Origin of the sequence: Pseudomonas donghuensis (assembly GCF_000696345.2) — a bacterium.
In the GTDB taxonomy this organism is placed as follows: domain Bacteria; phylum Pseudomonadota; class Gammaproteobacteria; order Pseudomonadales; family Pseudomonadaceae; genus Aquipseudomonas; species Aquipseudomonas donghuensis.
In genome coordinates this window covers 1,591,108-1,616,712 of record NZ_CP071706.1, presented here as the reverse complement: position 1 = coordinate 1,616,712, position 25,605 = coordinate 1,591,108, and the positions used below count along the sequence as shown (strand labels likewise).

Annotated in this window: 28 protein-coding genes; 13 read left to right on the top strand and 15 right to left on the bottom strand. The window is 62.0% G+C overall.

Annotated features, from left to right (window positions below; all coding sequences use genetic code 11):
- Positions 1-79 precede the first annotated feature (79 nt).
- Together BV82_RS07450 and BV82_RS07445 are read left to right on the top strand one after the other, a co-directional pair.
- Entirely contained in the window at positions 80-1,024 is a 945-nt protein-coding gene (locus tag BV82_RS07450) for an alpha/beta hydrolase (protein ID WP_010223081.1), read from the top strand.
- 35 nt (positions 1,025-1,059) lie between these two features.
- Positions 1,060-1,530 (top strand): MaoC family dehydratase, encoded by a 471-nt coding sequence (locus BV82_RS07445; RefSeq protein ID WP_010223082.1) that lies wholly within the window; start codon positions 1,060-1,062, stop codon positions 1,528-1,530.
- A gap of 3 nt (positions 1,531-1,533) precedes the next feature.
- Here the strand turns inward: BV82_RS07445 and BV82_RS07440 are convergent, their stop codons facing one another.
- The 6 genes from BV82_RS07440 to BV82_RS07415 all read right to left on the bottom strand — a co-directional run bounded on the left by BV82_RS07440 (position 1,534) and on the right by BV82_RS07415 (position 6,195).
- Positions 1,534-2,769 (bottom strand): RNA polymerase sigma factor, encoded by a 1,236-nt coding sequence (locus BV82_RS07440; RefSeq protein ID WP_036994212.1) that lies wholly within the window; start codon positions 2,767-2,769, stop codon positions 1,534-1,536.
- A complete protein-coding gene (locus tag BV82_RS07435; RefSeq protein WP_010223084.1) occupies positions 2,769-3,260 on the bottom strand; it encodes an SRPBCC family protein in 492 nt (163 codons plus the stop codon). Before BV82_RS07435 ends, BV82_RS07440 begins: the two co-directional genes overlap by 1 nt.
- 19 nt (positions 3,261-3,279) lie before the next feature.
- Entirely contained in the window at positions 3,280-3,624 is a 345-nt protein-coding gene (locus BV82_RS07430) for a YciI family protein (protein ID WP_010223085.1), read from the bottom strand.
- Positions 3,625-3,710: 86 nt separating this feature from the next.
- Positions 3,711-4,145, bottom strand: coding sequence for a YybH family protein (locus BV82_RS07425; RefSeq protein ID WP_036994209.1), 435 nt, complete (start codon positions 4,143-4,145; stop codon positions 3,711-3,713).
- A 355-nt stretch (positions 4,146-4,500) separates the two neighbouring features.
- Positions 4,501-5,160 (bottom strand): LysE family translocator, encoded by a 660-nt coding sequence (locus tag BV82_RS07420; RefSeq protein ID WP_036994207.1) that lies wholly within the window; start codon positions 5,158-5,160, stop codon positions 4,501-4,503.
- An 81-nt stretch (positions 5,161-5,241) separates the two neighbouring features.
- Entirely contained in the window at positions 5,242-6,195 is a 954-nt protein-coding gene (locus tag BV82_RS07415) for a threonine dehydratase (RefSeq protein WP_036994204.1), read from the bottom strand.
- Between the two features lie 87 nt (positions 6,196-6,282).
- Here BV82_RS07415 and BV82_RS07410 point away from each other — a divergent pair, with 87 nt between their 5' ends.
- The 3 genes from BV82_RS07410 (at position 6,283) to ada (ending at position 9,393) form a co-directional block, all read left to right on the top strand.
- Positions 6,283-7,626: an aminotransferase-like domain-containing protein gene (locus tag BV82_RS07410; RefSeq protein WP_010223093.1), complete on the top strand. Its 1,344-nt coding sequence runs from the start codon at positions 6,283-6,285 to the stop codon at positions 7,624-7,626.
- Positions 7,626-8,255: a DNA-3-methyladenine glycosylase family protein gene (locus BV82_RS07405; protein ID WP_010223094.1), complete on the top strand. Its 630-nt coding sequence runs from the start codon at positions 7,626-7,628 to the stop codon at positions 8,253-8,255. Before BV82_RS07410 ends, BV82_RS07405 begins: the two co-directional genes overlap by 1 nt.
- Positions 8,256-8,331: 76 nt before the next feature.
- A complete protein-coding gene (ada, locus tag BV82_RS07400; protein WP_036994201.1) occupies positions 8,332-9,393 on the top strand; it encodes a bifunctional DNA-binding transcriptional regulator/O6-methylguanine-DNA methyltransferase Ada in 1,062 nt (353 codons plus the stop codon).
- A gap of 6 nt (positions 9,394-9,399) precedes the next feature.
- Here the strand turns inward: ada and BV82_RS07395 are convergent, their stop codons facing one another.
- Positions 9,400-10,029 carry a lytic polysaccharide monooxygenase auxiliary activity family 9 protein gene (locus BV82_RS07395; protein WP_036994199.1) on the bottom strand — a complete coding sequence of 210 codons (630 nt, stop codon included), beginning with the start codon at positions 10,027-10,029 and terminating at the stop codon, positions 9,400-9,402.
- A gap of 98 nt (positions 10,030-10,127) precedes the next feature.
- Positions 10,128-10,385, bottom strand: a complete 258-nt coding sequence (locus BV82_RS07390) for a DUF2790 domain-containing protein (RefSeq protein ID WP_010223098.1) — start codon at positions 10,383-10,385, stop codon at positions 10,128-10,130.
- 366 nt (positions 10,386-10,751) lie between these two features.
- Between BV82_RS07390 and BV82_RS07385 the strand changes: the two genes are divergently transcribed.
- Positions 10,752-11,123, top strand: a complete 372-nt coding sequence (locus BV82_RS07385) for a GNAT family N-acetyltransferase (protein ID WP_081839619.1) — start codon at positions 10,752-10,754, stop codon at positions 11,121-11,123.
- On the opposite strand, the gene def is transcribed toward BV82_RS07385, so the two are convergent.
- Positions 11,075-11,614: a peptide deformylase gene (def, locus tag BV82_RS07380; RefSeq protein WP_010223100.1), complete on the bottom strand. Its 540-nt coding sequence runs from the start codon at positions 11,612-11,614 to the stop codon at positions 11,075-11,077. The two genes, BV82_RS07385 and def, sit on opposite strands and share 49 nt — an antisense overlap.
- Positions 11,604-12,587, bottom strand: a complete 984-nt coding sequence (locus BV82_RS07375; RefSeq protein WP_010223101.1) for a YihY/virulence factor BrkB family protein — start codon at positions 12,585-12,587, stop codon at positions 11,604-11,606. Before BV82_RS07375 ends, def begins: the two co-directional genes overlap by 11 nt.
- Before the next feature lie 321 nt (positions 12,588-12,908).
- Here BV82_RS07375 and BV82_RS07370 point away from each other — a divergent pair, with 321 nt between their 5' ends.
- A complete protein-coding gene (locus tag BV82_RS07370; protein ID WP_010223102.1) occupies positions 12,909-13,289 on the top strand; it encodes a hypothetical protein in 381 nt (126 codons plus the stop codon).
- Here the strand turns inward: BV82_RS07370 and BV82_RS07365 are convergent, their stop codons facing one another.
- The gene (locus tag BV82_RS07365) at positions 13,290-14,126 is read right to left on the bottom strand and encodes a CvfB family protein (protein ID WP_010223103.1); all 837 of its coding nucleotides are present in this window, start codon (positions 14,124-14,126) and stop codon (positions 13,290-13,292) included. It abuts the gene before it with no gap.
- A gap of 145 nt (positions 14,127-14,271) precedes the next feature.
- On the opposite strand from BV82_RS07365, the gene BV82_RS07360 reads away from it, so the two are divergent.
- Positions 14,272-15,141 (top strand): DUF6279 family lipoprotein, encoded by an 870-nt coding sequence (locus BV82_RS07360; protein ID WP_036994197.1) that lies wholly within the window; start codon positions 14,272-14,274, stop codon positions 15,139-15,141.
- A 451-nt stretch (positions 15,142-15,592) separates the two neighbouring features.
- Entirely contained in the window at positions 15,593-15,841 is a 249-nt protein-coding gene (locus tag BV82_RS07355; protein ID WP_145997585.1) for a hypothetical protein, read from the top strand.
- Between the two features lie 125 nt (positions 15,842-15,966).
- On the opposite strand, the gene aceK is transcribed toward BV82_RS07355, so the two are convergent.
- The gene (aceK, locus tag BV82_RS07350; RefSeq protein ID WP_010223105.1) at positions 15,967-17,688 is read right to left on the bottom strand and encodes a bifunctional isocitrate dehydrogenase kinase/phosphatase; all 1,722 of its coding nucleotides are present in this window, start codon (positions 17,686-17,688) and stop codon (positions 15,967-15,969) included.
- A 186-nt stretch (positions 17,689-17,874) separates the two neighbouring features.
- On the opposite strand from aceK, the gene BV82_RS07345 reads away from it, so the two are divergent.
- Positions 17,875-18,777: a DMT family transporter gene (locus tag BV82_RS07345; RefSeq protein ID WP_036994194.1), complete on the top strand. Its 903-nt coding sequence runs from the start codon at positions 17,875-17,877 to the stop codon at positions 18,775-18,777.
- 66 nt (positions 18,778-18,843) lie between these two features.
- Here the strand turns inward: BV82_RS07345 and BV82_RS07340 are convergent, their stop codons facing one another.
- The 3 genes from BV82_RS07340 to cysK all read right to left on the bottom strand — a co-directional run bounded on the left by BV82_RS07340 (position 18,844) and on the right by cysK (position 22,197).
- Positions 18,844-19,734, bottom strand: a complete 891-nt coding sequence (locus tag BV82_RS07340) for a DMT family transporter (RefSeq protein ID WP_010223107.1) — start codon at positions 19,732-19,734, stop codon at positions 18,844-18,846.
- Between the two features lie 391 nt (positions 19,735-20,125).
- Positions 20,126-21,061 carry an aspartyl/asparaginyl beta-hydroxylase domain-containing protein gene (locus BV82_RS07335; protein WP_036994191.1) on the bottom strand — a complete coding sequence of 312 codons (936 nt, stop codon included), beginning with the start codon at positions 21,059-21,061 and terminating at the stop codon, positions 20,126-20,128.
- Positions 21,062-21,222: 161 nt separating this feature from the next.
- Positions 21,223-22,197: a cysteine synthase A gene (gene cysK / locus BV82_RS07330; RefSeq protein WP_010223109.1), complete on the bottom strand. Its 975-nt coding sequence runs from the start codon at positions 22,195-22,197 to the stop codon at positions 21,223-21,225.
- 130 nt (positions 22,198-22,327) lie between these two features.
- Here cysK and BV82_RS07325 point away from each other — a divergent pair, with 130 nt between their 5' ends.
- From BV82_RS07325 to BV82_RS07315, 3 genes are all read left to right on the top strand, one after another.
- Complete coding sequence (locus tag BV82_RS07325) at positions 22,328-23,401, top strand: DUF748 domain-containing protein (RefSeq protein ID WP_010223110.1); 1,074 nt, start codon at positions 22,328-22,330, stop codon at positions 23,399-23,401.
- A 138-nt stretch (positions 23,402-23,539) separates the two neighbouring features.
- Positions 23,540-24,385 (top strand): AAA family ATPase, encoded by an 846-nt coding sequence (locus BV82_RS07320; protein ID WP_010223111.1) that lies wholly within the window; start codon positions 23,540-23,542, stop codon positions 24,383-24,385.
- A gap of 16 nt (positions 24,386-24,401) precedes the next feature.
- The gene (locus BV82_RS07315) at positions 24,402-25,580 is read left to right on the top strand and encodes a vWA domain-containing protein (protein ID WP_036994189.1); all 1,179 of its coding nucleotides are present in this window, start codon (positions 24,402-24,404) and stop codon (positions 25,578-25,580) included.
- The last annotated feature ends 25 nt before the right edge of the window (positions 25,581-25,605 follow it).

The window sequence follows — 25,605 nt, the reverse complement described above, 5'->3', positions numbered from 1 at the left end:
TTATTGCTGAGGACCCTGCGATTGTTCGCCTGGGTTATACACTGAGCTGATTCTCCGACTTGTGTGACAAGGACTCGCCATGCACCACGACGCGTTCTGGCTTGCGGCCAGCGATCACTGCAGCCTCTACGTTTACCAATGGCTGCCGGACACGCCGATCAAAGCGGTGGTGTTGCTCGCCCATGGCATGGCCGAGCATGCCGGGCGCTATCAACGCCTGGGCGAAGCCCTGACCAACGCCGGCTATGCCCTGCTCGCCCACGACCAGCGTGGCCACGGACGCACCGCCGAACTTGGCACTTTAGGCCTGTTCGCCCGACACAATGGCTGGAACAGCGTGATCAATGACCTGGGCCTGCTCAGCCAGCACATCGGTCAACAGTTTCCGGGCACGCCGGTGTTCCTGTTCGGCCACAGCATGGGCAGCTATATCGCCCAGGCCTACCTGATGCACCATGGCGCCAGCCTGCAGGGCGCGATTCTCAGCGGCTCGAACTTCCAGCCCCCGGCCCTGTACCGCACCGCGTGCCTGATCGCCCGCTTCGAAGCCTGGCGCCAGGGCCCGCTGGGGCACAGCGCGCTGATCGAATGGCTGTCGTTCGGCTCGTTCAACAAAGCCTTCAAGCCCAACCGCACGGCCTTCGACTGGCTCAGCCGCGACAACGCCGAAGTCGACAAGTATGCTGCCGACCCGTTGTGCGGCTTTCGCTGCAGCAACCGTTTGTGGATCGACCTGCTGATGGGCCTGGAACAAATCAGCCAGCCCCGCAACCTGGCGCAGATCGATCCGAACCTGCCGATCCTGGTAATGGGCGGCGAATGTGATCCGGTCAGTGCCGGCAAGCGTCTCAAGGATCTGGCCGGTGCCTTGCGCCTGGCCGGCAATCAGCACGTACAGTTGCAGCTCTACCCCCAGGCGCGGCATGAGTTGCTCAACGAAACCAACCGTGACGAGGTCACGGCCGCGATCATCGACTGGCTGCAGCAGGCGCTGACCATTGCTCGCCCCGCCCGCAGCGAATGACCGGCCGGCCGCCACGATAGAAGGAAAAACAAGTGATGACCCAGGTCACCAACACGCCGTACGAAGCCCTTGAAGTCGGCCAGACCGCCAGCTTCAGCAAGACTGTCGAAGAACGTGACATTCAGCTGTTTGCTGCGATGTCCGGTGACCACAACCCGGTGCACCTGGATGCCGAGTTCGCCGCCAAGAGCATGTTCAAGGAGCGTATCGCCCACGGCATGTTCAGTGGCGCGCTGATCAGCGCCGCGGTGGCCTGCGAGTTGCCTGGCCCTGGCACCATCTACCTGGGCCAGACCATGAGCTTCCAGAAACCGGTCAAGTTCGGTGACACCCTGACCGTGCGCCTGGAAATCCTCGAGAAACTGCCGAAGTTCAAGGTGCGCATCGCCACGCGCGTGTTCAATCAGAACGACGAGCTGGTAGTCGACGGCGAGGCCGAGATTCTCGCCCCGCGCAAGCAGCAGACCGTCGACCTGGTCAGCCCGCCACCCATCACCATCGGCTGAGCCTCACAGCTCGCGCAGACGGCGCTCGATAAAGCGCCGCTCGGGGCCCTGGCGGGTCAGTTCAAGGGCGCTGCGATAGGCCTCGCGGGCTTGATCCAGCCGGCCTAGCTGGCGGCACAGTTCGGCGCGGGCCGAATGGGCCAGGTGATAGTCCTGCAACTGCCCACGAGCCAGAATCGCCTCCACCGCCGCCAATCCCGCCTGGGCACCATCGCGCCGGGCCAGGGCGGCCGCGCGGTTGAGCTCGACCACCGGCGACGGCCAGTGCTGCAGCAGCACATCGTACAGACCGACGATCTCATGCCAATCGGTTTGCTCGGCACTGTCCGCCTGCGCATGCACGGCGGCAATCGCTGCCTGCAAGCTATAGACGCCGAACTGCTGACTGCGCAGGGCCTGCTGCACCAGTTGGCAGCCTTCGGCAATCAGCTCGCGGTTCCACAGGCTGCGGTCCTGTTCATCGAGCACAACAAGCTCGCCCTGGGCATCGCTGCGCGCTTGCTGCCGCGAGGCCTGCAACAGCATCAGCGCCAGCAGGCCGAGCACCTCCGGATCGGGTAGCAATTGCTGGAGCAAACGCCCCAGGCGGATGGCTTCATCGCTCAAGTCATGGCGCATCAGGCTCTCCCCCGAAGACGCCGAATAGCCTTCGTTGAACACCAGGTAGATCACCCGCAGCACGCTATCAAGCCGCTCCGGAAGTTCGGCCAGCGACGGCACCTGATAGGGAATCCGCGCATCGCGGATCTTGGCCTTGGCGCGGACAATACGCTGGGCGATGGTCGCCGGGCTCTGCAAAAACGCGCGGGCGATTTCTTCGGTGGTCAGGTCGCAGACTTCGCGCAGGGTCAGCGGTACCTGGGCATCGGCGGCCAGCGCCGGGTGGCAACAGGTGAAGATCAGGCGCAGACGGTCATCCTCCAGCTCTTGGTCATTCACCTGAACCTCCTGGAGCGACGCCAGCGCCTGCATCAACTGCGCCTGAGAACGGTCGAAACGCGCCCGCCGGCGCAGGCTATCGATTGCCTTGAAGCGCCCGGTGGACACCAGCCAGGCCCTGGGGCTTGCCGGAATGCCGTCGCGCTGCCAACGCTCGACAGCGATGAAGAACGCCTCATGCATGGCCTCTTCGGCGAGGTCGAAGTCGCCGAGCAGGCGAATCAGCGTCGCCAGGATACGCCGCGATTCCTGCCGGTAAACGGCCTCCAGTTGCGCCCGTACCTGTGCCAGCGCGGCCATCAGTCGGGCATCTGCGTGGTCACCACCGCCACCAGGCGATCCAGGCTCTCACCCCAGCCACGGTGAAAACCCATCTCTTCATGGGCCTGGCAATCGGCAGCACTCCAGTGCCAGGCGCGGGCGGTGTATTGGGTCTTGCCATGGACGTCGTCGAAGGTCACCACCGCCGTCATGAAGGCTTTGTTCGAAGGCACCCAGCCTGGGCCAAAGGCATCGGTGAAGACGATCCGCGCTGGCGGCACGATCTCCAGAAACACCCCCTGATTCGGGTACTCGCTGCCGTCGGGGGCACGCATCACCGTACGAAACAAGCCGCCCACCCACAACTGCATCTCACATTCCGGTGTGGTCATGCCGTTGGGGCCCCACCATTGGGCAAGCAGTTGCGGCTCGGTCCAGGCCCGATACACCTTGCTCCGCGGCGCGTCGATCAGGCGTGTCAATGACAGCTCGTGCTGCGCCTTGGGCTGCTCGGGGGGTAGAAGGCTCATGGTGTTGTTCTCCTTCGCTTCAGGGTTGCAACTCTCGGATCGGCCGCACCTCGACACTGCCGACCCGCGCAGCGGGAATGCCCTTGGCAATGTTCAAGGCCTCGTTCAAGTCTCGCGCATCGACCAGATAGAAGCCGGCCAACTGCTCCTTGGTTTCGGCAAAGGGGCCGTCGGTCAGGCTCATCTGCCCGCCGCGCACGCGCACGGTAGTCGCGGTCTGCACCGGCTTGAGCGCCTCGGCGGCAAGCATGCGACCACTGCCCTGGATCGATTCGGCGTAGGCCATGCACTCGGCGTCGGCCGGGCTGTCGGGCAGGCTGTGCAGCAGACTTTCATCACAGTAGACCAGGCACAGGTATTTCATCGTCGTCTCCACAGCTGGGGATACTATGGCGGCAGATCGCACCGCCTTAGAAAGCGCGATTCGGCATAACTCTCGGGTTTTTCAGCTCAAGGCTTGAGCGAGAACAGCGCGGCACCGGACTCCATGTCGAACGGTGCCGACCAGTGCTCATGAATGACCTTCCATTGCCCGCCGATGCGCTGGTAGCCGACGGTAACCCGCATGTAGCAGCTTTGATCCTCACCGCCTTCGCTGTTGGCCGGGCCACAACGGTTGAGCCAATGCGCCAGTGCCAGCTCCGGGGTAGCCTGGATCTGCAATTGCTCGACCTCGAAGACCATCTCGCCCGGGCAATGCTCCATACAGGCCTGCCAGTGGGCGCGGTAGGCAGCCTTGCCCTTGAACTGCAGTGCCTTGACCGCATCGAAGGCACGGATGTCATCGGCGTAAGGGGCGGTGATGGCCTTGATGTCACGGGCGCGAACAGCCGGAATCCACTGTTCGATGAGTTGGCGGATTTCGTTCTCGGCGGCACTGTTCATGGTCGTGTCCTCTGCGCGATCAGGCGCCGAACCATTCGGCGCGTTCACAGATGGTCGAATGGCAGCGGCTGAAATCGACAGCCCGAAAAAATCAGCCCTTGGCCACGGGCCTGGCCTCAAGCCCATCGGTTTGTTGTCAGCGTTCGACCATGGGACATACCTAACAAAAGAGCCCCTTGCGGAGCTCTTAGGCTTACTGCGAAAGAAAACTGCCGCCTGAGCGTTTGGCGCGTTTGGCGGCGTGTTTTTCTTTGGCGGTTTTCAGTGGTTTTTTCTTCGTCGCCTTTTTTGCATCAAGACCTTTCATCGAAGATCCTCCTGCCTGACGGCACCTGCGCACCGGTGTCTCGAATCATTATAGACCCGGGGTGGCCGCAGGCACGGAGAGGATGAACTCGCGGTAACCGGAAAGAATCACGTAGCCGGCGAAATAACAGAAAATGCCGGCCGACAGCAGGTACGACCAGGTCAGCAAGCGGTCACCCAACAACCGCCCGCCATGGCTGGCAATGCCGCACAACGACAGGCACCAGATCAGCCCGGCGGCAAAGAAGCCGGAGAGAAACAGCCCGGCTTCGAACAGGCTGCCGCCACCGGAACGGGAAATCAGCACCCCGCCGACCGCGGCAAACCAAAGGATGGCGCTGGGCGACGACATGGCCAGGAAGATCCCGCGCATGAACTCGCGCCAGCCCGATTCCACGACCACCTCACCGCGGGTCTCCAGGTGGGCGTTGCCGCGCAGCGCCGCCAGCAGCATCTTGATGGCAAACCACACCAGCAATACCGAACCGCCCAGCCACAGCACCCAGCGCACCGTTTCAAATTGCAGCAGCACGGTCATCCCCGCCAACGCCGCAATGGCATACAGCAGATCACCGACACAGGTGCCCAGCCCTAGCCAGAAGCCCTGCAGGAACCCCCGCTGCATGGCCAGGGTAATCATGGCGATATTGGCGATGCCGATATCCAGGCACAACGACAAACTCAGCAGAAATCCGTTTGAAAAAGGCATCGACGTTCCGTAACCGGTGTTGAAGGCAGGCGCTATTAAAACGGTTTTTCACTTGGCTGTATTGGAAGAAATTGCCTTGATTTAGCCCGCCAATACCTGCGCATAGCGCTGCCGATCAATATTCGCCCCGCTGAGAATCACCGCCACCTTGCGCCCCTGCTGGCGCTCGCGCTCCTGGATCAGCGCGGCAAGCCCGGCGGCCCCTGCGCCTTCGGCGGTGTTGTGGGTGTCTTCGTGGTAGATGCGCATGGCCTGGGCCACTTCCTCATCGCTGACGCGCACGATGCGCGCGGCATGCTGGCGGATGATTTCGAACGCTTCGGGCAACGGCATGCGGCAGGCCATGCCGTCGGCGAAAGTATTGGCCGTGGCGGTGGTGACGATGCGGCCCTGCTCCAGGCTCTGGGCAAATGCGTCCGCAGCACTGGACACCACGCCGACGATTTCTGTGCGCAGGCCAAGCAGGTTGCGCGCCTGGATCAGCCCGCAGATGCCCGAGCCCATGCCGATCGGCACGTAGACGCAATCGAGCGCATGCACCGCCTCCAGCAACTCCAGGGCATAGGTGGCGACGCCGCGAATCAGCTCGGGGTGAAACGGCGGCACGCTCTCAAAGCCGTGCAACTCGGCCAGGCGCGCGGCCTCTTCGCGGGCCTGGTCAAAGTCGGCGCCGTGCTCGACCAGTTGGGCGCCAAGGGCGCGCATCGCCGCATTCTTCTCCCGCGAGTTGCCCTCGGGAACCACGATGATGATCGCCAGCCCGGCAGTGCGCGCGGCCAGGGCCATGCTCTGGCCGTGGTTGCCACGGGTCGCGGTGACCAGGCCACGTACCGTGGGCTTCTGTTCCCGCAACCACTGCACATACATCAGACCGCCGCGCACCTTGAAGGCGCCAGTCGGCGCGTGGTTCTCATGTTTGACCCAGACCTCGCAGCCCAGCCGTTCGGCCAGGCGCGGCCAGGCGTATTGCGCGGTGGCGGGAACGCTGGCATGAACCAGGCGGGCAGCATCTCGCAGGGCAGGCAGGTCGAACATGAAACACCTCGGCAGGATCGGATTTGACCTGATCCTAGTCGCCGCGCATTGTATGGGTAAATTCTTATATTGCATGGCCAACAATAAATGTGGACCCCTACCCTCAGCGCCGATGCCCAGCCGCGCTACCTGGCCCTGGTCGACGCCATTGCCGCCGCCATCGAGCGCGGCGAACTGAAAGTCGGTGAACGTCTGCCGCCACAACGACGCCTGGCCTGGAACCTGGGGCTCAACCCCAGCACCACCCAGCAGGCCTACCGCGAAGCTGCAGCCCGGCATTTGGTTTCGGGGGAAGTCGGGCGTGGCACTTATGTGCTGGCCGGCAGCAAGGAGGCCACACTGTTTCGCCTCAAGCAGAAGGACCTGCAGCCGAGCCTGATCGACCTGTCGACCAATGTACCGGTGATCGACCCGGCCAACCGCGACAGCGAAACCACCTTGCAGGTGCTGTTGCAGGACGGCCAGGCGGGTTGCCTGGACCATTACCTGAGCGCCGAAGCGTTGCTGCGCGGCCGTGTGCACGGTGCCGCCTGGCTGGCCAACCGTGGCCTTGAGCTCAATGACCGGCAGTTGCTGCTGTGCGGTGGTGCCCAGCAGGGCTTGTTCACGGTGTTGCTGTCGCTGTGCCAGCCGGGTGAAGCGGTGCTGGTCGAAGCCCTCACCGCACCCGGTATCAAGGCCGCCTGCCGGCAGTTGCGCCTGCCGCTGCATGGTATCGCCCTGGACGATCAGGGCATTGTGCCAGACGACCTCGATCGGGTCGCCCGTGCCACCGGCGCCCGCATCATGGTGCTGACCCCGAGCCTGCACAATCCTACCGGTGCGTGCATGAGCAGCGCACGCCAACAGGCGATCGCCGAGGTGGTCGAGCGCCATGACCTGCGGGTGATCGAAGATGATGTCTACGGCGCGCTGACCGACCAGCCACCGCTGTGGCGGCTGCTCGGGCACCGCGGCGTGTTGATCAGCAGCCTGTCGAAAACCGTTGGCGCCGGCCTGCGCCTGGGCTGGATCGTGGCTGATCCAGCCCTGCTGGCACAGGTCGATCCCCATGCCCAGGCCACCCATTGGCAGGTGTCGCCACTGAACCTGCAGATCGCATGTCGCTGGATTGCCGATGGCACGGCGCAGCGGCGCCTGGCCTGGCAGCGCGAGGAAGTCCTCCAGCGCTGGCGCCTGGCCTGCAGAATTCTGGGTAGCCACCTGGTCAATAGCCAGCAGCCTTCCCCACACATCTGGGTCAAGGCCGGGCACAGCGCCGCCCGCTTGACCGAGGCCTGCCGGGCCAGCGGCGTGGCGGTGGTGCCAGGCGACGTGTTTGCGGTAAAACAGCATGACCTGGAGGCGATCCGCATCAGCTTGTCGGCGGCCGGCAGCCGGGCCGAACTCAAACAGGCACTGGAGCACGTGGCAAAGGCGCTGGAGGCCTGATGAGCAAGCACGCTTTGTATGCCGAGGCGCAAACCTACCTCGCCGCCCTGGACCGACGATGGGCCGCGCACATCGAGGCAGTCGGTCCTTGCCTGCATCAACCCAAACCCACCCGCGACCCGTATCAGGCGCTGGTGCGGGCCATCGCCTACCAGCAACTGCACGCCAAGGCCGGCGATGCGATTCTCGGGCGCTTTCTGGCGCTCTACCCGGACACCGGGTTTCCCAGCCCCGAGCAGGTGCTGGCAACCACCCCTGAGCAATTGCGCGGTTGCGGCTTCTCGGCGAACAAACTGGCGACCATCCAGGGCATCGCCCGGGCACGGGTCGAAGGGCTGGTGCCAGACTATCAACAAGCCTCGGCACTGGCAGATGAAGCGCTGATCGAGCGCCTGGTCAACCTGCGTGGAGTAGGCCGCTGGACTGTCGAGATGCTGCTGATCTATACCCTGGAACGCATGGACATCCTGCCGGCCGACGACTTCGGCGTGCGCGAGGGCTATCGCCGCTTGCAGGGCCTGGAGAAGCAACCGACGCGCCGGCAGATGATCGATCTGGGCAAGCGCTGGAGCCCTTACCGGACCGTGGCCGCCTGGTACCTGTGGCGGGTACCGGCCAAGCGAGTTTGAACGCAAGACCCGGAGTTCTTCCCGTGAGCCGCAGCCGTAGCCTGAACCCATCGATCAACGCCAGGAGCACCCCGTCATGAGTACAGGCAAACCACGGATCAGCGAATCCGACCCGCGCTGGCAGGCCATACTGGCCCGCGACCCGGCCGCTGACCAGGCCTTTGTCTACGCCGTGCGCACCACCGGTGTGTACTGCCGGCCGAGCAGCACCTCGCGCCTGCCGCGCATCGACAATGTCGAGTTCTTCGACAGCGCCGAACAGGCCGAAGCCGCCGGCTACCGGCCGAGCAAGCGCCGCGGCGCCGACCAGACCCATGTCGCCGCACAGCACCGGGCCCAGGTCACCCGCGCCTGTGCCTTGATCGAAAGCGCCGACCCGGCGCCGAGCCTGAACCAGCTGGCCGAACAGCTGAAGATGAGTCCATTCCACTTTCACCGGGTGTTCAAGGCGGTGACCGGGCTGACGCCCAAGGCCTACGCCTCGGCCCACCGCGCGCGCAAGGTACGCGTTCAATTGCAGCAGTCGGCAACGGTCACCGACGCCTTGTACGAGGCCGGGTTCAACTCCAACAGCCGCTTCTACGAATCGAGCAATGCCCGCCTGGGCATGACCCCGGGCACCTATCGTGACGGTGGCGCCAACACCGACATCCGCTTTGCCATCGGCCAGTGTTCGTTGGGGGCGATTCTGGTGGCGCAGAGCGAACGGGGGATCTGCGCAATCCTGCTCGGTGACGACCCGCAGGCGCTGCTCAATGACCTGCAAGACAAGTTTCCCAAGGCCAACCTGATCGGTGGCGACGCCGGGTTCGAAACCCTGGTGGCCAGGGTCGTGGGCTTTATCGAGGTGCCGGGCATCGGCCTGGACTTGCCACTGGACCTGCGCGGCACAGCGTTCCAGGAGCGGGTCTGGCAGGCTTTGCGGGCGATCCCGGCCGGCAGCACTGCCAGCTATGCCGAGATCGCCCAGCGGATTGGCTCCCCCAGGGCTGTGCGCGCCGTGGCCCAGGCCTGCGCGGCCAACGCCCTGGCTGTGGCCATCCCGTGTCACCGGGTGGTGCGCAGCGATGGCAACCTCTCGGGCTACCGCTGGGGCGTGGAGCGCAAGCGTGAGCTACTGGCGCGCGAGAGCCAGTGAGGCGGGTTACTGGAAGTTGACGTCGAAGGCCTGGTAGAAGGCGTTGCCGGTATCGGCGACCAGCCACAGCAGGACGATCACATGATGGCCGTGCTTGTTGGTGGGTAGCTTGACCTCGTGTTCGACCTTGGCCTTGAGCTTGTCCTTATGCTCGTAATACGGCGTGTAGGGATAGAGGTCTTCGGCAAACGGCGCAGCCTCGAGCTGGGCGCGACTGACGCGCTTGTTCACATCCCAGCCATCTTTGGTAATAAACCAGCGATAGCCCCGGGTGGTATGTGCTGCGGTATATTCCCACTTCACCTGGAAGGTCTGGCCCGGCGTCACATTCAACAACGGCCAGTTAAAGGGCGTGCCGAGTTTGGCGGACATTTCCGCGTTCGTGTAATTGACGACGTCGCGAGCGTCCTGTTTGCCACCACTTAGAATATATCCATCCGCGGGTGGCACGACACTGGGGGCATCCGTCTGGAAGGGCGCAGGCACTGGCCCGGCCACCAAACTTGGGAAGTTTTTACCGCCTTCCATTTCATTGACTTGCCAGTTGCCGAGCAATCCCAGTTCAACGGTCTTGGAACCACGGCTGGCCGGTGAAATAACGCGGCCGTGCCGCAGGTTTTTCTCAGGGCTGTTCATTGCATTCACTCCATGTGAGATAGGAAAACTGTCCACCCTGGACACGATTGACCCTAGCTCAAGCCCTGCAATGCGCAACCCAGAGGTGCCGAACGGTATCAGCCGTTGCTGCAGCCGTCACCCATGGCGCGGTACTCGATGGTGTGGCGCTGCCCCTGGTGGTCTTCGTAGGTCATGGTTGCCGGTACCACTTCACAAACATTGGGAATGGTCGACAAACTGATGACTTTGGCAATATCCAGGTTGCTGCTGTAGTCATACTGTTCAACAACAGGTTGCGCAGCCGCAGTATTGATTTCATCCGCCAGGGCGAACGAAGAAACAGCCACCAGGGCAAGTGCAAATAAACGTTTCATGATAATAGGCCTGCAAAGCAATCAAACTAATCGATTGACTTCATTTACCTTGAACGGCGCGGAGAAGTTGTTATATCAAACAAGGGGACATAACACGAAGTACCGACCCCACTGTAACTTTCTGTGTGGGATGTGGTTAGTCTACAAGGTACTTCGGGCGGTTAAATCACGAAGCCGGACATTCACTGTTACTGCTTTTGCAACAATAGCCTCGGGACAACGCTCTCGACAGTTTTTGCCTTCCGGTGTAAAAGCCCGGTGTAGAGCCTTTGCCAGATCAAACCAGTGACCCGATTACGCTACTGCCGGCTGCTTGCGCCCGAGCGGCCCTTGCTGAATAAATTCTACCGAAACCACGGTTCGCCCATGCGCGCGGCTGCCCAGGGCCAGCTGTGGGTGGCCAGAGCCGAGGAAATCGTCGCGGCGTTGTGCCTGAGTGACGTGCCCGGCGGCCATTGGCTGACCGGCTTGTTCGTCGCCCCCGCGTGGCGCGGCCAGCAGGTCGCCCGCCAACTGATCGAAGCGGCAGCGGCCGAACTGCCAGGGAATATCTGGCTGTTCTGCCACCCGGCCCTGGAGGGCTTCTATGCCCGCCAGGCGTTCAGCAGCACCGGCGCCCTGCCCGCGCCCTTGGCCGAGCGCCTGGCCCGCTACCAGCGCAGCAAGCCCTTGTTGGCAATGCTGCGGGGTCAGTCGTCGCTGGCCGGGTCCAGCCCGGGGAACAGCACCTCGGTATAACCGAAGCGGCTGAAGTCGTGGATGCGCGAGGGATAAAGGCGGCCGATCAGGTGATCGCATTCATGCTGCACCACCCGGGCATGAAAGCCCTCGGCGTTGCGCACAATTGGCTGCCCTTGCGGGTCAACGCCTTCGTAGCGAATCCGCTGGTAGCGCGGCACCACGCCACGCAGCCCCGGCACCGACAGGCAGCCTTCCCAGCCGTCCTCGACCTCGGTGCTCAACGGCGTGATCAGCGGGTTGAGCAGAATGGTCCGCGGCACCGCCTCGGCCTCCGGGTAGCGTTCACTGCGCTCGAAACCGAAGATCACCAATTGCAGGTCGACACCGATCTGCGGCGCGGCCAGGCCCACCCCGCCGACATGTTCCATGGTTTCGAACATATCGGCGATCAGCCGTTCAAGCTCGGCGCTGCCGATCATGTGTTGCGGCACGGGCGGGGCGATGCGCAGCAAGCGCTCATCGCCCATTTTCAGGATGTCATGAATCATGGCTTCGACTCAGGGGTTCGCTGGCAGGTGTGGTTTGATGATCAAGCGAATGATCACGGCCAAGCCCGGAGACATGCTTTTTTTCATGCTCATGGGCGACGCCATCAACGTCTTTTTCGCCGGGCTCTTTGCTTTCCTCCGACATGCGTTCGATCACCGCATTCATTTCAGCCCCCAACAGCAAGACGGCAGCGGAAATATAGAAGTACAACAGCAGGACAATGATCGCTCCGATACTGCCGTACATGGCGTTGTAGTCGGCGAAGGTCTTGACGTAGTAGCCAAACCCCAGCGAAGCGATGATCCACACTACCACCGCCAGCACCGAGCCCGGGGTAATCAAGCGAAACGTCTGCTTCACATCGGGCATGACGTAATAGATCAACGCCACCGCGACCATCATCAGGATGATGATCGCCGGCCAGCGCAGCACGGTCCACAGGGTGACGATGAACTCCTGCATGCCAATCTGCGAGGCAATCCACTCCATCACCTGCGGCCCCAGCACCATCAGCGCGGCGGCAGCCAGGAGCATGCCGGCGATGCCGACGGTGTAGATCACCGACAGCGGAAAGCGCTTCCACACCGGGCGCCCCTCGACCACGTCGTAAGCTGCGTTCATCGCGCTCATCATCAGCCGCACACCGGCCGATGCGGTCCACAGGGCAATGACGATACCCACCGAGAGCAAACCGCCCTTGGACTGCTGCAACTGGTCGATTACCGGGTTGACCTGCTCCAGCGCCTGGGGCGGCAATACCAGTTCCGACTGCAGGCGCAACCAGGAGAAAAAGTCCGGTAAATGCAGGAAGCCGATCAGGGCGATCAGGAACAGCAGGAAGGGAAACAACGAAAACAGCATCTGGTAGGCCAGCGCCGAGGCATAGGTGGACATCTCGTCATCGAGAAATTCCTTGACCGTGCGCACCAGCACACGGTGCAACGGCAAGCCGCGCAGGTCGGGGAAAATCATAGCGTCTCCTTTCGCCGCTCGAGGGTCATTGGCAGGCTCCTCACAGCACTCATCAGGCAGGTACGTCCTGAAGTCTAATCGACGATCGCCTCAAAGTTGCGATTGATTACGGCAGATAGCACAACGGCCACCCGAAGATGGCCGTCGTCCTGTCCGTGTTCTCAGGGTTCAAGGCTTCTGCAGCGCATCCTTGACCTTGCCAACGTTCTCGTTAGCCATGCCTTCGGGGCAATCGATACGCCGGCGAGTAACGTCGCTTTATGTTTCATCGAGTTGCCAGCACAATAAGCGACCTTTCAAGCGTCACCCGTAGGAACCTGCATGAAACTCGACAAACCCACCGCCATTGCCCGCCGCAACCAGGAACTGGAACGACCAGTGCTCAACAGCGACAACACCCTGTTTGCCGTGCTCGACACCAAGCGCAGCCTGTGGTGGTTCGATGTGCCGGTGAAGCTGCTGCGCAAGGGCCAGCCCGACTGGGTCAACCTGCTGCTGCACACCCCGGAAACTGACGAGCTGCAGCATTTGAAGGTGCCGGTGAACTACCTGCAGGCCCATCAGGAAAAAATGGAAATCCGCCACCCGGGCAAGCGCCGCTCGACCATCAGCCTGGCGCTGAGTGCCGATCGCGATTCGCTGCTCAAAGACCTGCGCCCAGGCGGTGAGAACCTGAGTTTCGCAGGCTTCAAGCAGGTCTGATCAGGCCAGTTCGATGCGGTCGGCGTGGATGACGATGCGGCCATCCTTGTACAAGGCGCCGATGGCCTTCTTGAAGTTGCCCTTGCTGACCCCGAACAGGTCGCTGATCAACTGCGGGTCGCTCTTGTCGCTGACCGGCAGCACGCCGTTGGCGTCCTTGAGCTTGGCGAGGATCTTGTCGTGCAGGCTGTTGGCCAGGTCCTGGCCGATGGGCTGCAGGCTCAGGGCGATCTTGCCGTCGCTGCGCAGTTCCTTGATGTAGCCCTTCTCCTGCTTGCCCGAACGCAGAAACTTGAACACTTCATTCTTGTGAATCAGGCCCCAGTGCTTGTTGTTGATGATCGCCTTGAAGCCCATCGGGGTTTCTTCGACCACCAGCAAGTCAACCTCCTGGCCAACCTTGTAGTTCGCCGGCACCTTGTCCAGGTAACGGTCCAGGCGCGCGGTGGCGGTGATGCGGCGGGTGCGCTTGTCGAGGTAAGCGTGCACCACGCAGTACTCGCCGGCCTTCATCTGGCGCTTTTCTTCGGAGTACGGCATCAGCAGGTCTTTGGGCAGGCCCCAGTCGAGGAAAATGCCGATACTGTTGATTTCCTTGACCTTGAGGCTGGCGAAGTCACCCACCTGCAACTTGGTCTTTTCCGTGGTGGCGATCAGCTTGTCTTCGCTGTCGAGGTAGACGAAGACGTTCAGCCAGTCTTCAACCTCGGTGGGCGTATCCTTGGGGATGTAACGGTTAGGCAGGAGAATTTCGCCGTCCGCCCCGCCGTCCAGGTACAGACCGAAGTCCGTGTGCTTGACCACTTGCAAAGTGTTGTAACGCCCAACTAAAGCCATTTCCGGAAATCCTCGTTGCGAGCTGGGCATTCTACACCTCACGCGGCGATTGCGCCCGGTTGCCGATGACGGCCCGTCAGCAAAATGAACCGTGAAGGCGCGCCCTGTTCTATAAAGACAAGCAAGCCTTCGCAAGGATCCGCTCATGTACGCCTGCCTGTCCAAGTACCTGCGCACCGTGCTGTTGCTGGTGATATCGGCCTTGCTGGTCATCGCCTGCAACCGTGTCGACCTGGCCTACCGCAACCTCGACATGCTGGTGCCCTGGTCGCTGAACGACTACCTGAGCATGAACCGCCAGCAGAAAACCTGGCTCAACGATCGACTCAAACAGCAACTGGCCTGGCATTGTCGTACGCAATTGCCCGGCTACCTGACCTGGATCGACGAAATCCAGGCGATGGTCGCCAGCAATGCGGTGACCGACCAGCAACTGCAGGTACGCACCCAGGAAGCCCGCCAGGCCATTGCCAAGGTTGCCGAGCAGATCACCCCGTCGGCCGCCGAACTGTTGCGCAGCATGGATGATGAGCAGGTGCGGGAAATGCGCGAAGCCTTTGCCGACGACATCCGCGAGCGCCAGGCCAAATATGTCAATACACCGCTTGCACGGCAAATCGAACGCCGCGCCGAGCGCATGGAAAAACGCCTGAGCACCTGGCTCGGCGAGCTCAGCGCGCAACAGAAACTGCGGGTCATGACCTGGTCACAAAGCCTGGGTGAACAGAACCGCCAGTGGATCGCCAACCGCGCCCATTGGCAGGCGCAGTTCAGCGCGGCCATGGACCAGCGTTACAGCGACAGCTTCGAGCCGCGCCTGGAAATCCTCCTGAAGAAGCGCGAAAGCCTGTGGACACCGGAGTACCGGATCGCCTTCCAGCGCACCGAGCAGGAGGCGCGGCGGTTGCTGGTGGATGTGATGGCACAGAGCAGCGAGCAACAGCGCCAGCACCTGGAGCAGAAGCTTGGCCAGGTGCGGCAGAGTTTCAGCGAGTTGAAATGCTTGAAGGGGTAGCGGCCGCATTCAGCTGTAGGAGCGGGCTTGACCCGCGATGAGGCCAGTACAGTCAGCAAACCAGGAGTTGCCTGGCATACGACCGCTACGCGCTCGATCGCGGGGCAAGCCCGCTCCCACAAGGTCCGGTGCAGGCTGCTCACACAGCGACAAATCGAAATGTTGTAAGTGTTTTCTGTCAGACCGTTCTGAATCATACTTTCGCCGCCGTTGCTCTGTTGTGCCAACCCCGTCAAGAACCTAGGCTGCTGCCGTCGTTGGAAAATCCAACGATCGGATTTAGCAGTCCGGCTCATTACTCGATGTCGACGGCACAACGCTATATGGCGGTTGTACGTGGGGCGCCTTCGGGTGCGCCGGGTTCCTCGAGTTACCGGTCTGCTAACCCGCGTACAGCTGCCACCCATCGTTTAGCAGCGAGGCGTGGTTGCTTCATAACTTGAGGTCAATCATGAAAAAGCTTGTCCCAGATCCCCCCAGTCTCGGCCTATCCAACGCAACCACCGCCAACACTCCGTTCGGCACCAACCGCATGTTCAACGTTCGCGAAGGTATTCCCGCCGAAGAAGCCCTGCTGCACGCCGGCCAACTGCTGCGATGCGCTGAAGCCACGGTCAGCGATCGCTGGATCATCTCACCCTCAACGACCGCGCCATCGTCGCCGGTGCCGGCCAGCATATCGAGATTGCTCGTGCGCTGATCGATGCGGTGCTTGATGGGGTGGGTGTACAACGAATTTTCTCGGCCTGAAAGCATCGCGGGGCAAGCCCGCTCCCACAGATTCACCCTCATTCCTGTGGGAGCGGGCTTGCCCCGCGATGTTGTTCAGCTCTCCCGGCACTTGCGCCGATACGGGAACACATCGATCACCTTGCCGCCGCGGATCGCCGCCTGCAGGCTTTTCCAGTAGTCGGCATCGTACAACTCGCCATGCAACTGGCTGAACAAGCGGCGTTGACCGCTATCGGCAAACAGGAACGGCGGGAACTCCTCGGGAAACACATCCAACGGCCCGATCGAATACCAAGGCTCGGAGGCCATTTCATCCTCGGGGAAACGCGGCGGCGGGATGTAGCGGAAGTTCACCTCGGTGAGAAAGCAGATCTCGTCATAGTCATAGAACACTACGCGCCCGTGGCGGGTGACGCCGAAGTTCTTCAACAGCATGTCACCCGGAAAGATATTCGCCGCTGCCAGTTGCTTGATGGCCAGGCCATAGTCCTCCAGGGCCTCGCGCACCTGAGCGTCGTTGGCGTTTTCCAGGTAGAGGTTGAGCGGGGTCATGCGCCGTTCGGTCCAGCAGTGGCGGATCAGCACCGTGTCACCGTGCACTTCGACGGTGGACGGCGCCACTTCCAGCAGTTCGGCCAGGCACTCAGGCTCGAACTTGCTCAGGGGGAAGCGAAAATCGGCAAACTCCTGGGTATCGGCCATGCGCCCGACGCGGTCGACGCTTTTTACCAGGCGGTACTTTTCGATCACCGTAGCGCGATCGACGCTCTTGGACGGCGAGAAGCGGTCCTTGATGATCTTGAACACGGTGTTGAAGCCCGGCAGGGTAAACACGCTCATGACCATGCCACGCACGCCCGGGGCCATGATGAAACGGTCATCGGTGCCGGCCAGGTGGTTGATCAAGGCCCGGTAGAACTCCGATTTGCCGTGTTTGTAGAACCCGATCGAGGTGTACAGCTCGGCGATGTGCTTGCCCGGCAGGATGCGTTTGAGAAAACCGACGAACTCGGCCGGTACCGGCACATCGACCATGAAGTAGGAACGAGTGAAGGAGAAGATGATCGACACCTCGGCTTCGTCGGTGATCAGCGCGTCGATCTCGATGCCGTGGCCTTCGCGGTGCAACAGCGGGATCACCAGCGGCCATTGCTCGTCCTGGGTGTACAGGCGCCCGACCAGGTAGGCGCCCTTGTTGCGGTACAGCACCGAAGAAAACAGCTCGACGGCCAGGGCCGGGTCCTTGCACACCCAGTCCGGCAGGTTTTCCCGCAGCTGCGCTTCAAGGCGCGCCAGGTCGCCGGCAAGGTCCGCGTACGGCACATCGAAGCGGTAGTCGGCGAAGACCTGCGCCAGCAACGCGCCAAGGCCGCTTTGCGGCCGATAGATTCGGGTTTGCGCCGCCCGCTCGTGACTGCGCAGCGATGGCCGGGTGGTGTGGATGAACATGCAGCCATCGCTGATCAGGTCATGGCTGAACAGGCTGCAGAAGATCGAGTTGTACCAGGTCTCCGACAGTTCATCGTCCAGGCGCGGATCGATCAGGCCGATATAGGCACTCTTGACCAGCGGCCACAGCGAGACGTCGAGCAGCACCTCGTCCTCGAAACCCTGACGCAGCCAGCCACTGACCTCGCTGACCTTTTCCTCATAGAGGTTGATGCGCGCCGCCGAGGCGCTTTGGGTCTGTTGCCACTGGGCCTGCTCGAACCGCTCGCGGGCGCCGTCGGTGATCTGCCGGAAATGTTCACGATAATCATCGAAGCCATCGAGGATCATCCGGGCGATATCGGCGGCCGGCCATTGCTGGGGCATACGTCAGACCTCTGCGGGAATGTCAAAGCCTGAGCTTAGCCAGTCGCCACGGGCAGGGAAAGCCTGTTGGCGCGGGTGTATCGGCCAAACTCGCCGAGCGCGGAATTTGAGCGCAAGAAAGGGAGAGAGCATGGCCCGGTTTGTAACGTAAACTCGCGCCCTGCCCCCAAAGGACCCGGAGAGCCCATGAGCCCCATCGCCATTACCCGCCTGTTGATACTCGCTGCTGTCTGGGGGGCGAGCTTTCTGTTCATGCGCATCATTGCGCCGGTGCTTGGCACCTTGCCCACGGCGTTTTTCCGTGTCTCCATCGCCTGCCTCGGCCTGCTGGTGATTCTTGCCCTGCTGCGGGTGCGCTGGGACTTCAACGGCAAGCTCAGGGCCTGTCTGGTGCTGGGCATGATCAACTCAGGGATTCCAGCCACGCTGTATTCAGTGGCGGCCCAAGTGTTGCCGGCCGGCTACTCGGCAATCTTCAATGCCACCACGCCGTTGATGGGCGTGCTGATTGGCGCGCTGTGCTTTCGTGAACCACTGACCCTGGCCAAGCTCAGCGGCATTTTCCTTGGTTTGTTCGGTGTCGGCATACTCAGTGGCGCGGGCCCGGTGGCGTTTGACGCGAAACTGCTGCAAGGCGCCCTCTCGTGCCTGGCGGCAACCGCCTGTTATGGCCTGGCCGGTTTTCTGGCCCGGCGCTGGCTCGATCACCAGGGCGGCCTCGACAGCCGCTTGTCGGCGCTGGGCAGCATGATGGGCGCGACCTTGCTGTTGTTACCGTTGTTCGGCTACAGCGTGCTGACCCAACCACCGGCAAGCTGGGGCGGTTGGGAGGTGTGGGGGTCGCTGCTGGGCTTGGGGCTGGTGTGTACCGCCTTTGCCTACATCCTTTACTTTCGCCTGATCAGCGAGATCGGCCCGGTCAAATCCAGCACTGTGACCTTCATGATCCCGGCCTTCGGTGTGCTGTGGGGCGCCTGGCTGCTGGATGAGCCGTTGTCGCTGGCGCATCTGTACGGCGGGCTGTTGATTGCCGTGGCGTTGTGGCTGGTGCTCAAGCCTGCGGCGGTTGGCAAGCCGGTTCGCGCCTGACAGGTTAATCCGTAGCCCTGAGGGCGCAGGTTTGCCGCCCGGCGTTTTGCCGGGCGGCAAGCAGTGCTAGTCAGCTTGCAGTTGCGCCTGCGCGGCAGCGGGCTTGCGGAACACGAACAGCAGGCCAATGACGATCAGCCCCATGCCCAACAAGCTGAGCGCCGCCAGGCGGTTACCGAAGATCAGGTAGTCCATCACCGCAGTGACGGCCGGCACCAGGTAGAACAGGCTGGTGACATTGACCAGGTTGCCCTTGGCGATCAACCGGTACAACAGCAAAGTCGCCAACAGCGACACCACCAGGCCCATCCACAGCAAGGCGCCGATGAAGCTGTCGGTCAGTTCCACCTGCAGCGGCTGAAACGGCGCAAATACTGCACACATCATCAGCCCGGCAAGGTATTGCAGTGGCAAGGTGCCCATGGGGTTACTGGTGATGCGCTTTTGCATGATCGAACCAAAGGTCATGCTCATCAGCGCCAGCAAGGCAAACAGCATCCCGGCCAGCGACACACCGCCGAGGTTGATGCCTTGGTAGACCACCATGATCAAGCCGCTCAAGCCCAGGCCCAGGCCGAACAACCGGCTCCAGGAACGCTGGCGTTCCATCAGCACCACGGTGAGGATCGGTTGCACGCCCATGACCGTGGCCATGACCCCGGGCGTGACGTGGGTGTTGAGCGCCAGCAGGTAGAAGATCTGATAAGCGCCCAGCAGCACGCAACCGGTGGCCAGGGCTTGCAACACCGCCGGGCGGGTGCGCGGCCAGTGCAGCTTGAGCAAGGGGCTGAGCAACAGCAGGCCCGCCAGGGCCAGGGCCGAACGCAGCAGCAGGAAGGCAAAGGGGCTGGCGTGAGCCAAGCCAAGCTTGGAGACGATCGCCCCGCTACTCCAGAGCAGGACGAACAGGCTGGTAGTGGCCGCCGAGACCACGGATTGTTTCGATAGAACAGACATGAATGCCACCTGTAATTCGGGCAGATAAGCCGAACGGTGCTACCCGCGAGGGGCAGCCAACCGTATTCAGTAGGGTGCAGGTGTGTGGGGACGCAGCGATTGGCCGCTTAGCCCAGCACTACCACTGCTGGCGGTGCGACGACGCACACGACCACGCTACTGACAGGTGGTGGGTAGTGACTGATCATGGCCGGCTGCTGATTCCCACGCACAACGACAACCGCGTCAGGCGCGGTAGCGAATACGGTGGATGGGCAGGACGCTGGCATGAGCAGGTCTTCGGTGAGGTGAAGTGGGGTGACTATAGACCAGCCTGTTTCAGGCTGGCAAGTCGGTGGTGAATGCAGATGCCGGCCTTGCCGGCGATGGGCCGCAAAGCGGCCCGAAACAATCAGAACAACCAGCGGTACAGCAGATAGGCAACCACCACCGCCAGCACCGGACGCAACACCCGGTAGGCCTTGGGGTTGGCCCGTTTGAACTGCTTGACCCGGTTGCTGATGACGTTGCTGAAGCGCTTGCTCCAGGCATAGGCCTGGTTGATGCCGCCCACGCGTTCGTCATCGGTGTTCTGCGGCGCGGTGGCGCGGCCGAGGAACGCACTGACCTTGCGGTTGATGCGGGTCATCAGCGGGCTGTTGAGCGGCCGCTCGACGTCGCAGAACAGGATCACCCGGGTGGTTTCGGTTTCGTTCTTGACCCAGTGCACATAGGTTTCGTCGAACATCACGTCTTCACCGTCGCGCCAGGCATACACCTGACCATCGACGTAGATCCGGCAATCGTCGGAGTTCGGCGTCGACAGGCCCAGGTGATAACGCAGGGAGCCGGCAAACGGATCGCGGTGCGGATTCAGGTGACTGCCGCCGGGCAGCAAGGCGAACATCGCGCCCTTGACGTTGGGGATGCTGTTGACCAGCTCGACGGTCTTGGGGCACAGCGCCTCGGCCGAGGGCAGCGGCTTGTCGTACCACTTCAGGTAAAAACGCTTCCAGCCCTTTTTGAAGAACGAGCCGAAGCCGGCGTCGTTGTCTTTTTCGGCTGCGCGGATGTAACCCTCGTCGAACAGGTGCATGGCCTCTTCGCGGATGACTTCCCAGTTGTCCTTGAGCACGTCGAGCTCGGGGAAGCGCTTGCGCTCCAGGTAAGGTTTGGACGGCACACCGGAAAACAGGTACATCAGGGCGTTGTAAGGGGCAAACAGCGCCGAATGGTTGACGAACTGGCGCAACAATGGCAAACGCGCCTTGCCGCGCAGGTGCACATACAACGTGCTGCCGAAAAACAGCAGCAATACACCTGCCTTGGCGACAAAGGAAAAAGTCATGCAACACTCCTTGGAATTTCGATCAGGCCATCACTGCCGAATTAATCGAACATATTAACCGATCCGGTCCCAGTGAAAACCTGCGGGACCGGGAATCAGTGTTAAGGATTGTGCAACAAACAGCGGCGCCGGTTATTGCCCGGGATCAGCACCGCCGCGACTTACTGTTGGTTTTCCTGCTCGGTGAACAGGTCGGAAAACAGCATGCTCGACAGGTAACGCTCACCAGAATCCGGCAGAATCACGACGATCGTCTTGCCCTGCATCTCCGGCTTTTCCGCCAGGCGCACCGCCGCAGCCATGGCCGCTCCGGAGGAAATACCGCAGAGGATGCCCTCTTCCTGCATCAGGCGCAGGGCCATGGCCTTGGACTCCTCGTCACTGACCAGCTCGACCTGATCGACCATGCTCAAGTCGAGGTTCTTCGGCACAAAACCGGCACCGATGCCCTGGATCTTGTGCGGGTTGGGCTTGATCTCTTCACCGGCACGGGCCTGGGTGATCACCGGCGAGACGATCGGCTCGACCGCTACCGAGAGAATCGCCTTGCCCTGGGTCCGCTTGATATAGCGCGACACCCCGGTAATGGTGCCGCCGGTGCCGACACCGGCGACCAGCACATCGACCGCGCCGTCGGTATCGTTCCAGATTTCCGGGCCGGTGGTCTTCTCATGGATCGCCGGGTTGGCCGGGTTCTCGAACTGGCCGGGCAGGAAGTAAGCCGACGGATCGCCAGCAACGATTTCATTGGCTTTTTCAATTGCACCTTTCATGCCCTTGGCCGGCTCTGTGAGCACCAACTCCGCACCCAGGGCCTTGAGCACCTTGCGCCGCTCGATGCTCATCGACGCCGGCATGGTCAGCAGCAGCTTGTAACCCCGGGCGGCGGCAACAAAGGCCAGGCCGATGCCGGTGTTGCCCGAGGTCGGTTCGACGATGGTCATGCCCGGTTTGAGCTTGCCGCTGCTTTCAGCGTCCCAGATCATGTTCGCGCCGATCCGGCACTTGACCGAATAACCGGGGTTACGGCCCTCGGTCTTGGCCAGCACGGTGACGCCGCGAGGGGCGATGCGGTTGATCTGCACCAGCGGCGTATTGCCGATGGAATGCGCGTTGTCAGCAAAGATACGGCTCATGGCGGGGTCCTTTTATGCACCGGGCGGAAAACTTCAAGGGTAAGCCTGCAGCGCCAATGCGTCCACAACCGGCGAACCCCTGAAGCTGACGGGGGTCAACCGATCACTACCCTGCCGGAAACCGTCGCCGATGAAACGTCGCTACCGCTGGCCCCTGTGGGGGCTGTTGAGCATCGCCCTGTTACTGCTGGCCCTGCACCTGACCCTGCCGCTGCTGGTACGCAACTACCTTAACGACAGGCTCGCCGACATGGGTGAATACCGCGGGCAGATCGCCGACGTCGACCTGGCCCTGTGGCGCGGCGCCTACAAGATCAACGGCCTGAACATCGTCAAGACCAGCGGCAAGGTTCCGGTGCCGTTTCTCGAAGCACCCTTGATCGACCTGTCGGTCAGCTGGCATTCGCTGTGGCACAACCAGGCGGTAGTGGCGCAAGTGACCTTCTTCAAGCCGCAACTGAACTTCGTCGACGGTGCCAGCAAACAGACCTCGCAGACCGGCCAGGGCACCGACTGGCGTCAGCAACTGGAAAAGCTGCTGCCCATCACCCTCAACGAAGTCCGCATCGACGACGGTATCCTGAGCTTTCGCAACTTCAATTCCACGCCGCCGGTCAACCTCAAGGCCACCCGGCTCGATGCCAGCATCCGCAACCTGACCAACGTCGAGGACCGCAAGGGCCGGCGCGACGCCACGTTCGACGGCAAGGCCCGCCTGCTCGGCGATGCCAGCGTCGAAAGCAGCGCCACCTTCGACCCCTTCAGCGATTTCCAAGACTTCAAGTTTCGCTTGCGCGCCACCGATATCGAGTTGCGCCGGCTTAACGATTTTGCCAGTGCCTATGGCAAGTTCGACTTCAATGCCGGCCATGGCGACCTGGTGATCGAGGCCGAAGCCAGCAACGGCCAGCTCAACGGCTACATCAAGCCGTTGCTGCGCGACGTCGATGTGTTCAACTGGCAACAGGACGTTCAGAGCAAGGACAAGGGCTTTTTCCGCTCGATCTGGGAAGCTCTGGTCGGCGGCAGCGAAACCGCGCTCAAGAACCAGCGCAAGAACCAGTTCGCCACCCGCGTAGCGCTCAGAGGCAGCGTGCATAAACGCGATATCAGCGCCTTCGAGGCGTTTTTGCAGATCCTGCGCAATGGCTTTGTCCAGGCCTTCAACGCCAACTATGAACAAACGCCACCCAAGGTTGACTGAGTCACCGAGTGACGGTCCATTCAGAGACTGAATGGGCCGTCTGCGTTCCCAGTCGCCCGGAGCCCGCGTTATAGTCGTGCATGACAATTTTTCCGCCTGGGGCCATGTACCCCCGGCGCTACGTTAGAGGATCGGTTCATGAAGTTCGAAGGCACCAGCGCTTATGTCGCAACAGACGACCTGAAACTGGCAGTCAACGCAGCGATCACCCTGGAGCGGCCGCTGCTGGTCAAGGGTGAACCGGGCACCGGCAAGACCATGCTTGCCGAGCAGTTGGCCGAATCCTTTGGCGCCAAGCTGATCACCTGGCACATCAAGTCGACCACCAAGGCCCACCAGGGGCTCTACGAGTACGACGCGGTCAGCCGCCTGCGCGACTCGCAACTGGGCGTCGACAAGGTGCACGACGTGCGCAACTACCTGAAGAAAGGCAAGCTCTGGGAGGCCTTCGAGTCCGACGAGCGGGTCATTCTGCTGATCGACGAAATCGACAAGGCCGACATCGAGTTCCCCAACGACCTGTTGCAGGAACTGGACAGGATGGAGTTCTACGTTTACGAAACCAACGAGACGATCAAGGCCAAGCAGCGCCCGATCATCATCATTACCTCGAACAACGAAAAAGAGCTGCCGGACGCCTTCCTGCGCCGCTGCTTCTTCCACTACATCGCCTTCCCCGACCGCGACACCCTGCAGCAGATCGTCGATGTGCACTACCCGAACATCAAGAAGGACCTGGTCAGCGAAGCGCTGGACGTGTTCTTCGACGTGCGCAAGGTGCCGGGCCTGAAGAAAAAGCCGTCCACCTCCGAACTGGTCGACTGGCTCAAGCTGCTGATGGCCGACAACATCGGCGAAGCGGTGCTGCGCGAACGCGACCCGACCAAGGCCATCCCGCCGCTGGCCGGGGCCCTGGTCAAGAACGAACAGGACGTGCAGTTGCTCGAGCGCCTGGCCTTCATGAGCCGTCGCGGTAACCGCTGAGCCGGGAGCAATAGCCATGCTGCTCAATCTGTTCAATGAAATGCGCGCGGCCAAGGTGCCGGTGTCGGTGCGCGAGCTGCTTGATTTGCTCAATGCCCTCAAGCAGCGCGTGACCTTTGCCGACATGGACGAGTTCTACTACTTGTCGCGGGCCATCCTGGTCAAGGACGAGCGCCATTTCGACAAGTTCGACCGGGCCTTCTCGGCCTATTTCAAGGGTCTTGAGAACCTCAACCAGCACCTGGAAGCCTTGATTCCCGAGGACTGGCTGCGCAAGGAGTTCGAGCGCTCGCTGAGCGACGAAGAACGCGCGCAGATCCAGTCCCTGGGCGGCCTCGACAAGCTCATCGAAGAGTTCAAGAAGCGCCTGGAAGAGCAAAAGGAACGCCACGCCGGCGGCAACAAGTGGATCGGCACTGGCGGCACCAGCCCGTTCGGCTCGGGCGGTTTCAACCCCGAGGGCATCCGCGTCGGCGATGCCGGCAAGCGCCAGGGCAAGGCGGTCAAGGTCTGGGATCAGCGCGAGTACAAGAACCTCGACGACCAGGTCGAACTGGGCACGCGCAACATCAAGCTGGCCTTGCGCCGGCTGCGCAAGTTCGCCCGCCAGGGTGCGGCCGAAGAGCTGGATATCGACGGCACCATCGACCACACCGCCCGCGATGCCGGCCTGCTCAACATCCAGATGCGCCCGGAGCGGCGCAACAGCGTCAAGTTGCTGCTGCTGTTCGACATCGGCGGCTCGATGGACGCCCACGTGAAGATCTGCGAAGAGCTGTTCTCGGCCTGCAAGACCGAGTTCAAGCACCTGGAGTATTACTACTTCCACAACTTCGTCTACGAGTCGGTGTGGAAGAACAACCTGCGCCGTACCTCCGAGCGCACCTCGACCCTGGACCTGCTGCACAAGTACGGCGCCGACTACAAGGTGGTGTTCGTCGGTGACGCGGCCATGGCGCCCTACGAAATCACCCAGCCGGGGGGCAGCGTCGAGCACTGGAACGAGGAAGCCGGTTACGTGTGGATGCAGCGGTTCATGGAGAAGTACAAGAAGCTCATCTGGATCAACCCCTACCCAAAGGACACCTGGGGCTATACGGCATCGACCAACATCGTTCGCGAGCTGGTCGAGGAGCGGATGTTCCCGTTGACCTTGCGCGGGCTGGAGGAAGGGATGCGGTTTTTGTCCAAGTAGACACGGGGCCGCTACGCGCCCCATC

What these genes read in the sequence shown, in the direction of transcription:
- aceK (WP_010223105.1), bottom strand. Translation starts at nt 17,688, where the DNA reads ATGCCCCAGCAATGGCCGGCCGCCGATATCGCCCGGATGATCCTCGAT.
- BV82_RS07370 (WP_010223102.1), top strand. Translation starts at nt 12,909, where the DNA reads ATGAAACTCGACAAACCCACCGCCATTGCCCGCCGCAACCAGGAACTG.
- BV82_RS07415 (WP_036994204.1), bottom strand. Translation starts at nt 6,195, where the DNA reads ATGTTCGACCTGCCTGCCCTGCGAGATGCTGCCCGCCTGGTTCATGCC.
- cysK (WP_010223109.1), bottom strand. Translation starts at nt 22,197, where the DNA reads ATGAGCCGTATCTTTGCTGACAACGCGCATTCCATCGGCAATACGCCG.
- BV82_RS07390 (WP_010223098.1), bottom strand. Translation starts at nt 10,385, where the DNA reads ATGAAACGTTTATTTGCACTTGCCCTGGTGGCTGTTTCTTCGTTCGCC.
- BV82_RS07365 (WP_010223103.1), bottom strand. Translation starts at nt 14,126, where the DNA reads ATGGCTTTAGTTGGGCGTTACAACACTTTGCAAGTGGTCAAGCACACG.
- BV82_RS07425 (WP_036994209.1), bottom strand. Translation starts at nt 4,145, where the DNA reads ATGAACAGTGCCGCCGAGAACGAAATCCGCCAACTCATCGAACAGTGG.
- BV82_RS07440 (WP_036994212.1), bottom strand. Translation starts at nt 2,769, where the DNA reads ATGGCCGCGCTGGCACAGGTACGGGCGCAACTGGAGGCCGTTTACCGG.
- BV82_RS07420 (WP_036994207.1), bottom strand. Translation starts at nt 5,160, where the DNA reads ATGCCTTTTTCAAACGGATTTCTGCTGAGTTTGTCGTTGTGCCTGGAT.
- BV82_RS07340 (WP_010223107.1), bottom strand. Translation starts at nt 19,734, where the DNA reads ATGTCTGTTCTATCGAAACAATCCGTGGTCTCGGCGGCCACTACCAGC.
- BV82_RS07315 (WP_036994189.1), top strand. Translation starts at nt 24,402, where the DNA reads ATGCTGCTCAATCTGTTCAATGAAATGCGCGCGGCCAAGGTGCCGGTG.
- BV82_RS07335 (WP_036994191.1), bottom strand. Translation starts at nt 21,061, where the DNA reads ATGACTTTTTCCTTTGTCGCCAAGGCAGGTGTATTGCTGCTGTTTTTC.
- BV82_RS07445 (WP_010223082.1), top strand. Translation starts at nt 1,060, where the DNA reads ATGACCCAGGTCACCAACACGCCGTACGAAGCCCTTGAAGTCGGCCAG.
- BV82_RS07375 (WP_010223101.1), bottom strand. Translation starts at nt 12,587, where the DNA reads ATGATTTTCCCCGACCTGCGCGGCTTGCCGTTGCACCGTGTGCTGGTG.
- BV82_RS07360 (WP_036994197.1), top strand. Translation starts at nt 14,272, where the DNA reads ATGTACGCCTGCCTGTCCAAGTACCTGCGCACCGTGCTGTTGCTGGTG.
- ada (WP_036994201.1), top strand. Translation starts at nt 8,332, where the DNA reads ATGAGTACAGGCAAACCACGGATCAGCGAATCCGACCCGCGCTGGCAG.
- BV82_RS07410 (WP_010223093.1), top strand. Translation starts at nt 6,283, where the DNA reads ATGTGGACCCCTACCCTCAGCGCCGATGCCCAGCCGCGCTACCTGGCC.
- BV82_RS07385 (WP_081839619.1), top strand. Translation starts at nt 10,752, where the DNA reads ATGCGCGCGGCTGCCCAGGGCCAGCTGTGGGTGGCCAGAGCCGAGGAA.
- BV82_RS07320 (WP_010223111.1), top strand. Translation starts at nt 23,540, where the DNA reads ATGAAGTTCGAAGGCACCAGCGCTTATGTCGCAACAGACGACCTGAAA.
- BV82_RS07430 (WP_010223085.1), bottom strand. Translation starts at nt 3,624, where the DNA reads ATGAAATACCTGTGCCTGGTCTACTGTGATGAAAGTCTGCTGCACAGC.
- BV82_RS07325 (WP_010223110.1), top strand. Translation starts at nt 22,328, where the DNA reads ATGAAACGTCGCTACCGCTGGCCCCTGTGGGGGCTGTTGAGCATCGCC.
- BV82_RS07395 (WP_036994199.1), bottom strand. Translation starts at nt 10,029, where the DNA reads ATGAACAGCCCTGAGAAAAACCTGCGGCACGGCCGCGTTATTTCACCG.
- BV82_RS07345 (WP_036994194.1), top strand. Translation starts at nt 17,875, where the DNA reads ATGAGCCCCATCGCCATTACCCGCCTGTTGATACTCGCTGCTGTCTGG.
- BV82_RS07450 (WP_010223081.1), top strand. Translation starts at nt 80, where the DNA reads ATGCACCACGACGCGTTCTGGCTTGCGGCCAGCGATCACTGCAGCCTC.
- BV82_RS07405 (WP_010223094.1), top strand. Translation starts at nt 7,626, where the DNA reads ATGAGCAAGCACGCTTTGTATGCCGAGGCGCAAACCTACCTCGCCGCC.
- def (WP_010223100.1), bottom strand. Translation starts at nt 11,614, where the DNA reads ATGATTCATGACATCCTGAAAATGGGCGATGAGCGCTTGCTGCGCATC.
- BV82_RS07435 (WP_010223084.1), bottom strand. Translation starts at nt 3,260, where the DNA reads ATGAGCCTTCTACCCCCCGAGCAGCCCAAGGCGCAGCACGAGCTGTCA.
- BV82_RS07355 (WP_145997585.1), top strand. Translation starts at nt 15,593, where the DNA reads ATGAAAAAGCTTGTCCCAGATCCCCCCAGTCTCGGCCTATCCAACGCA.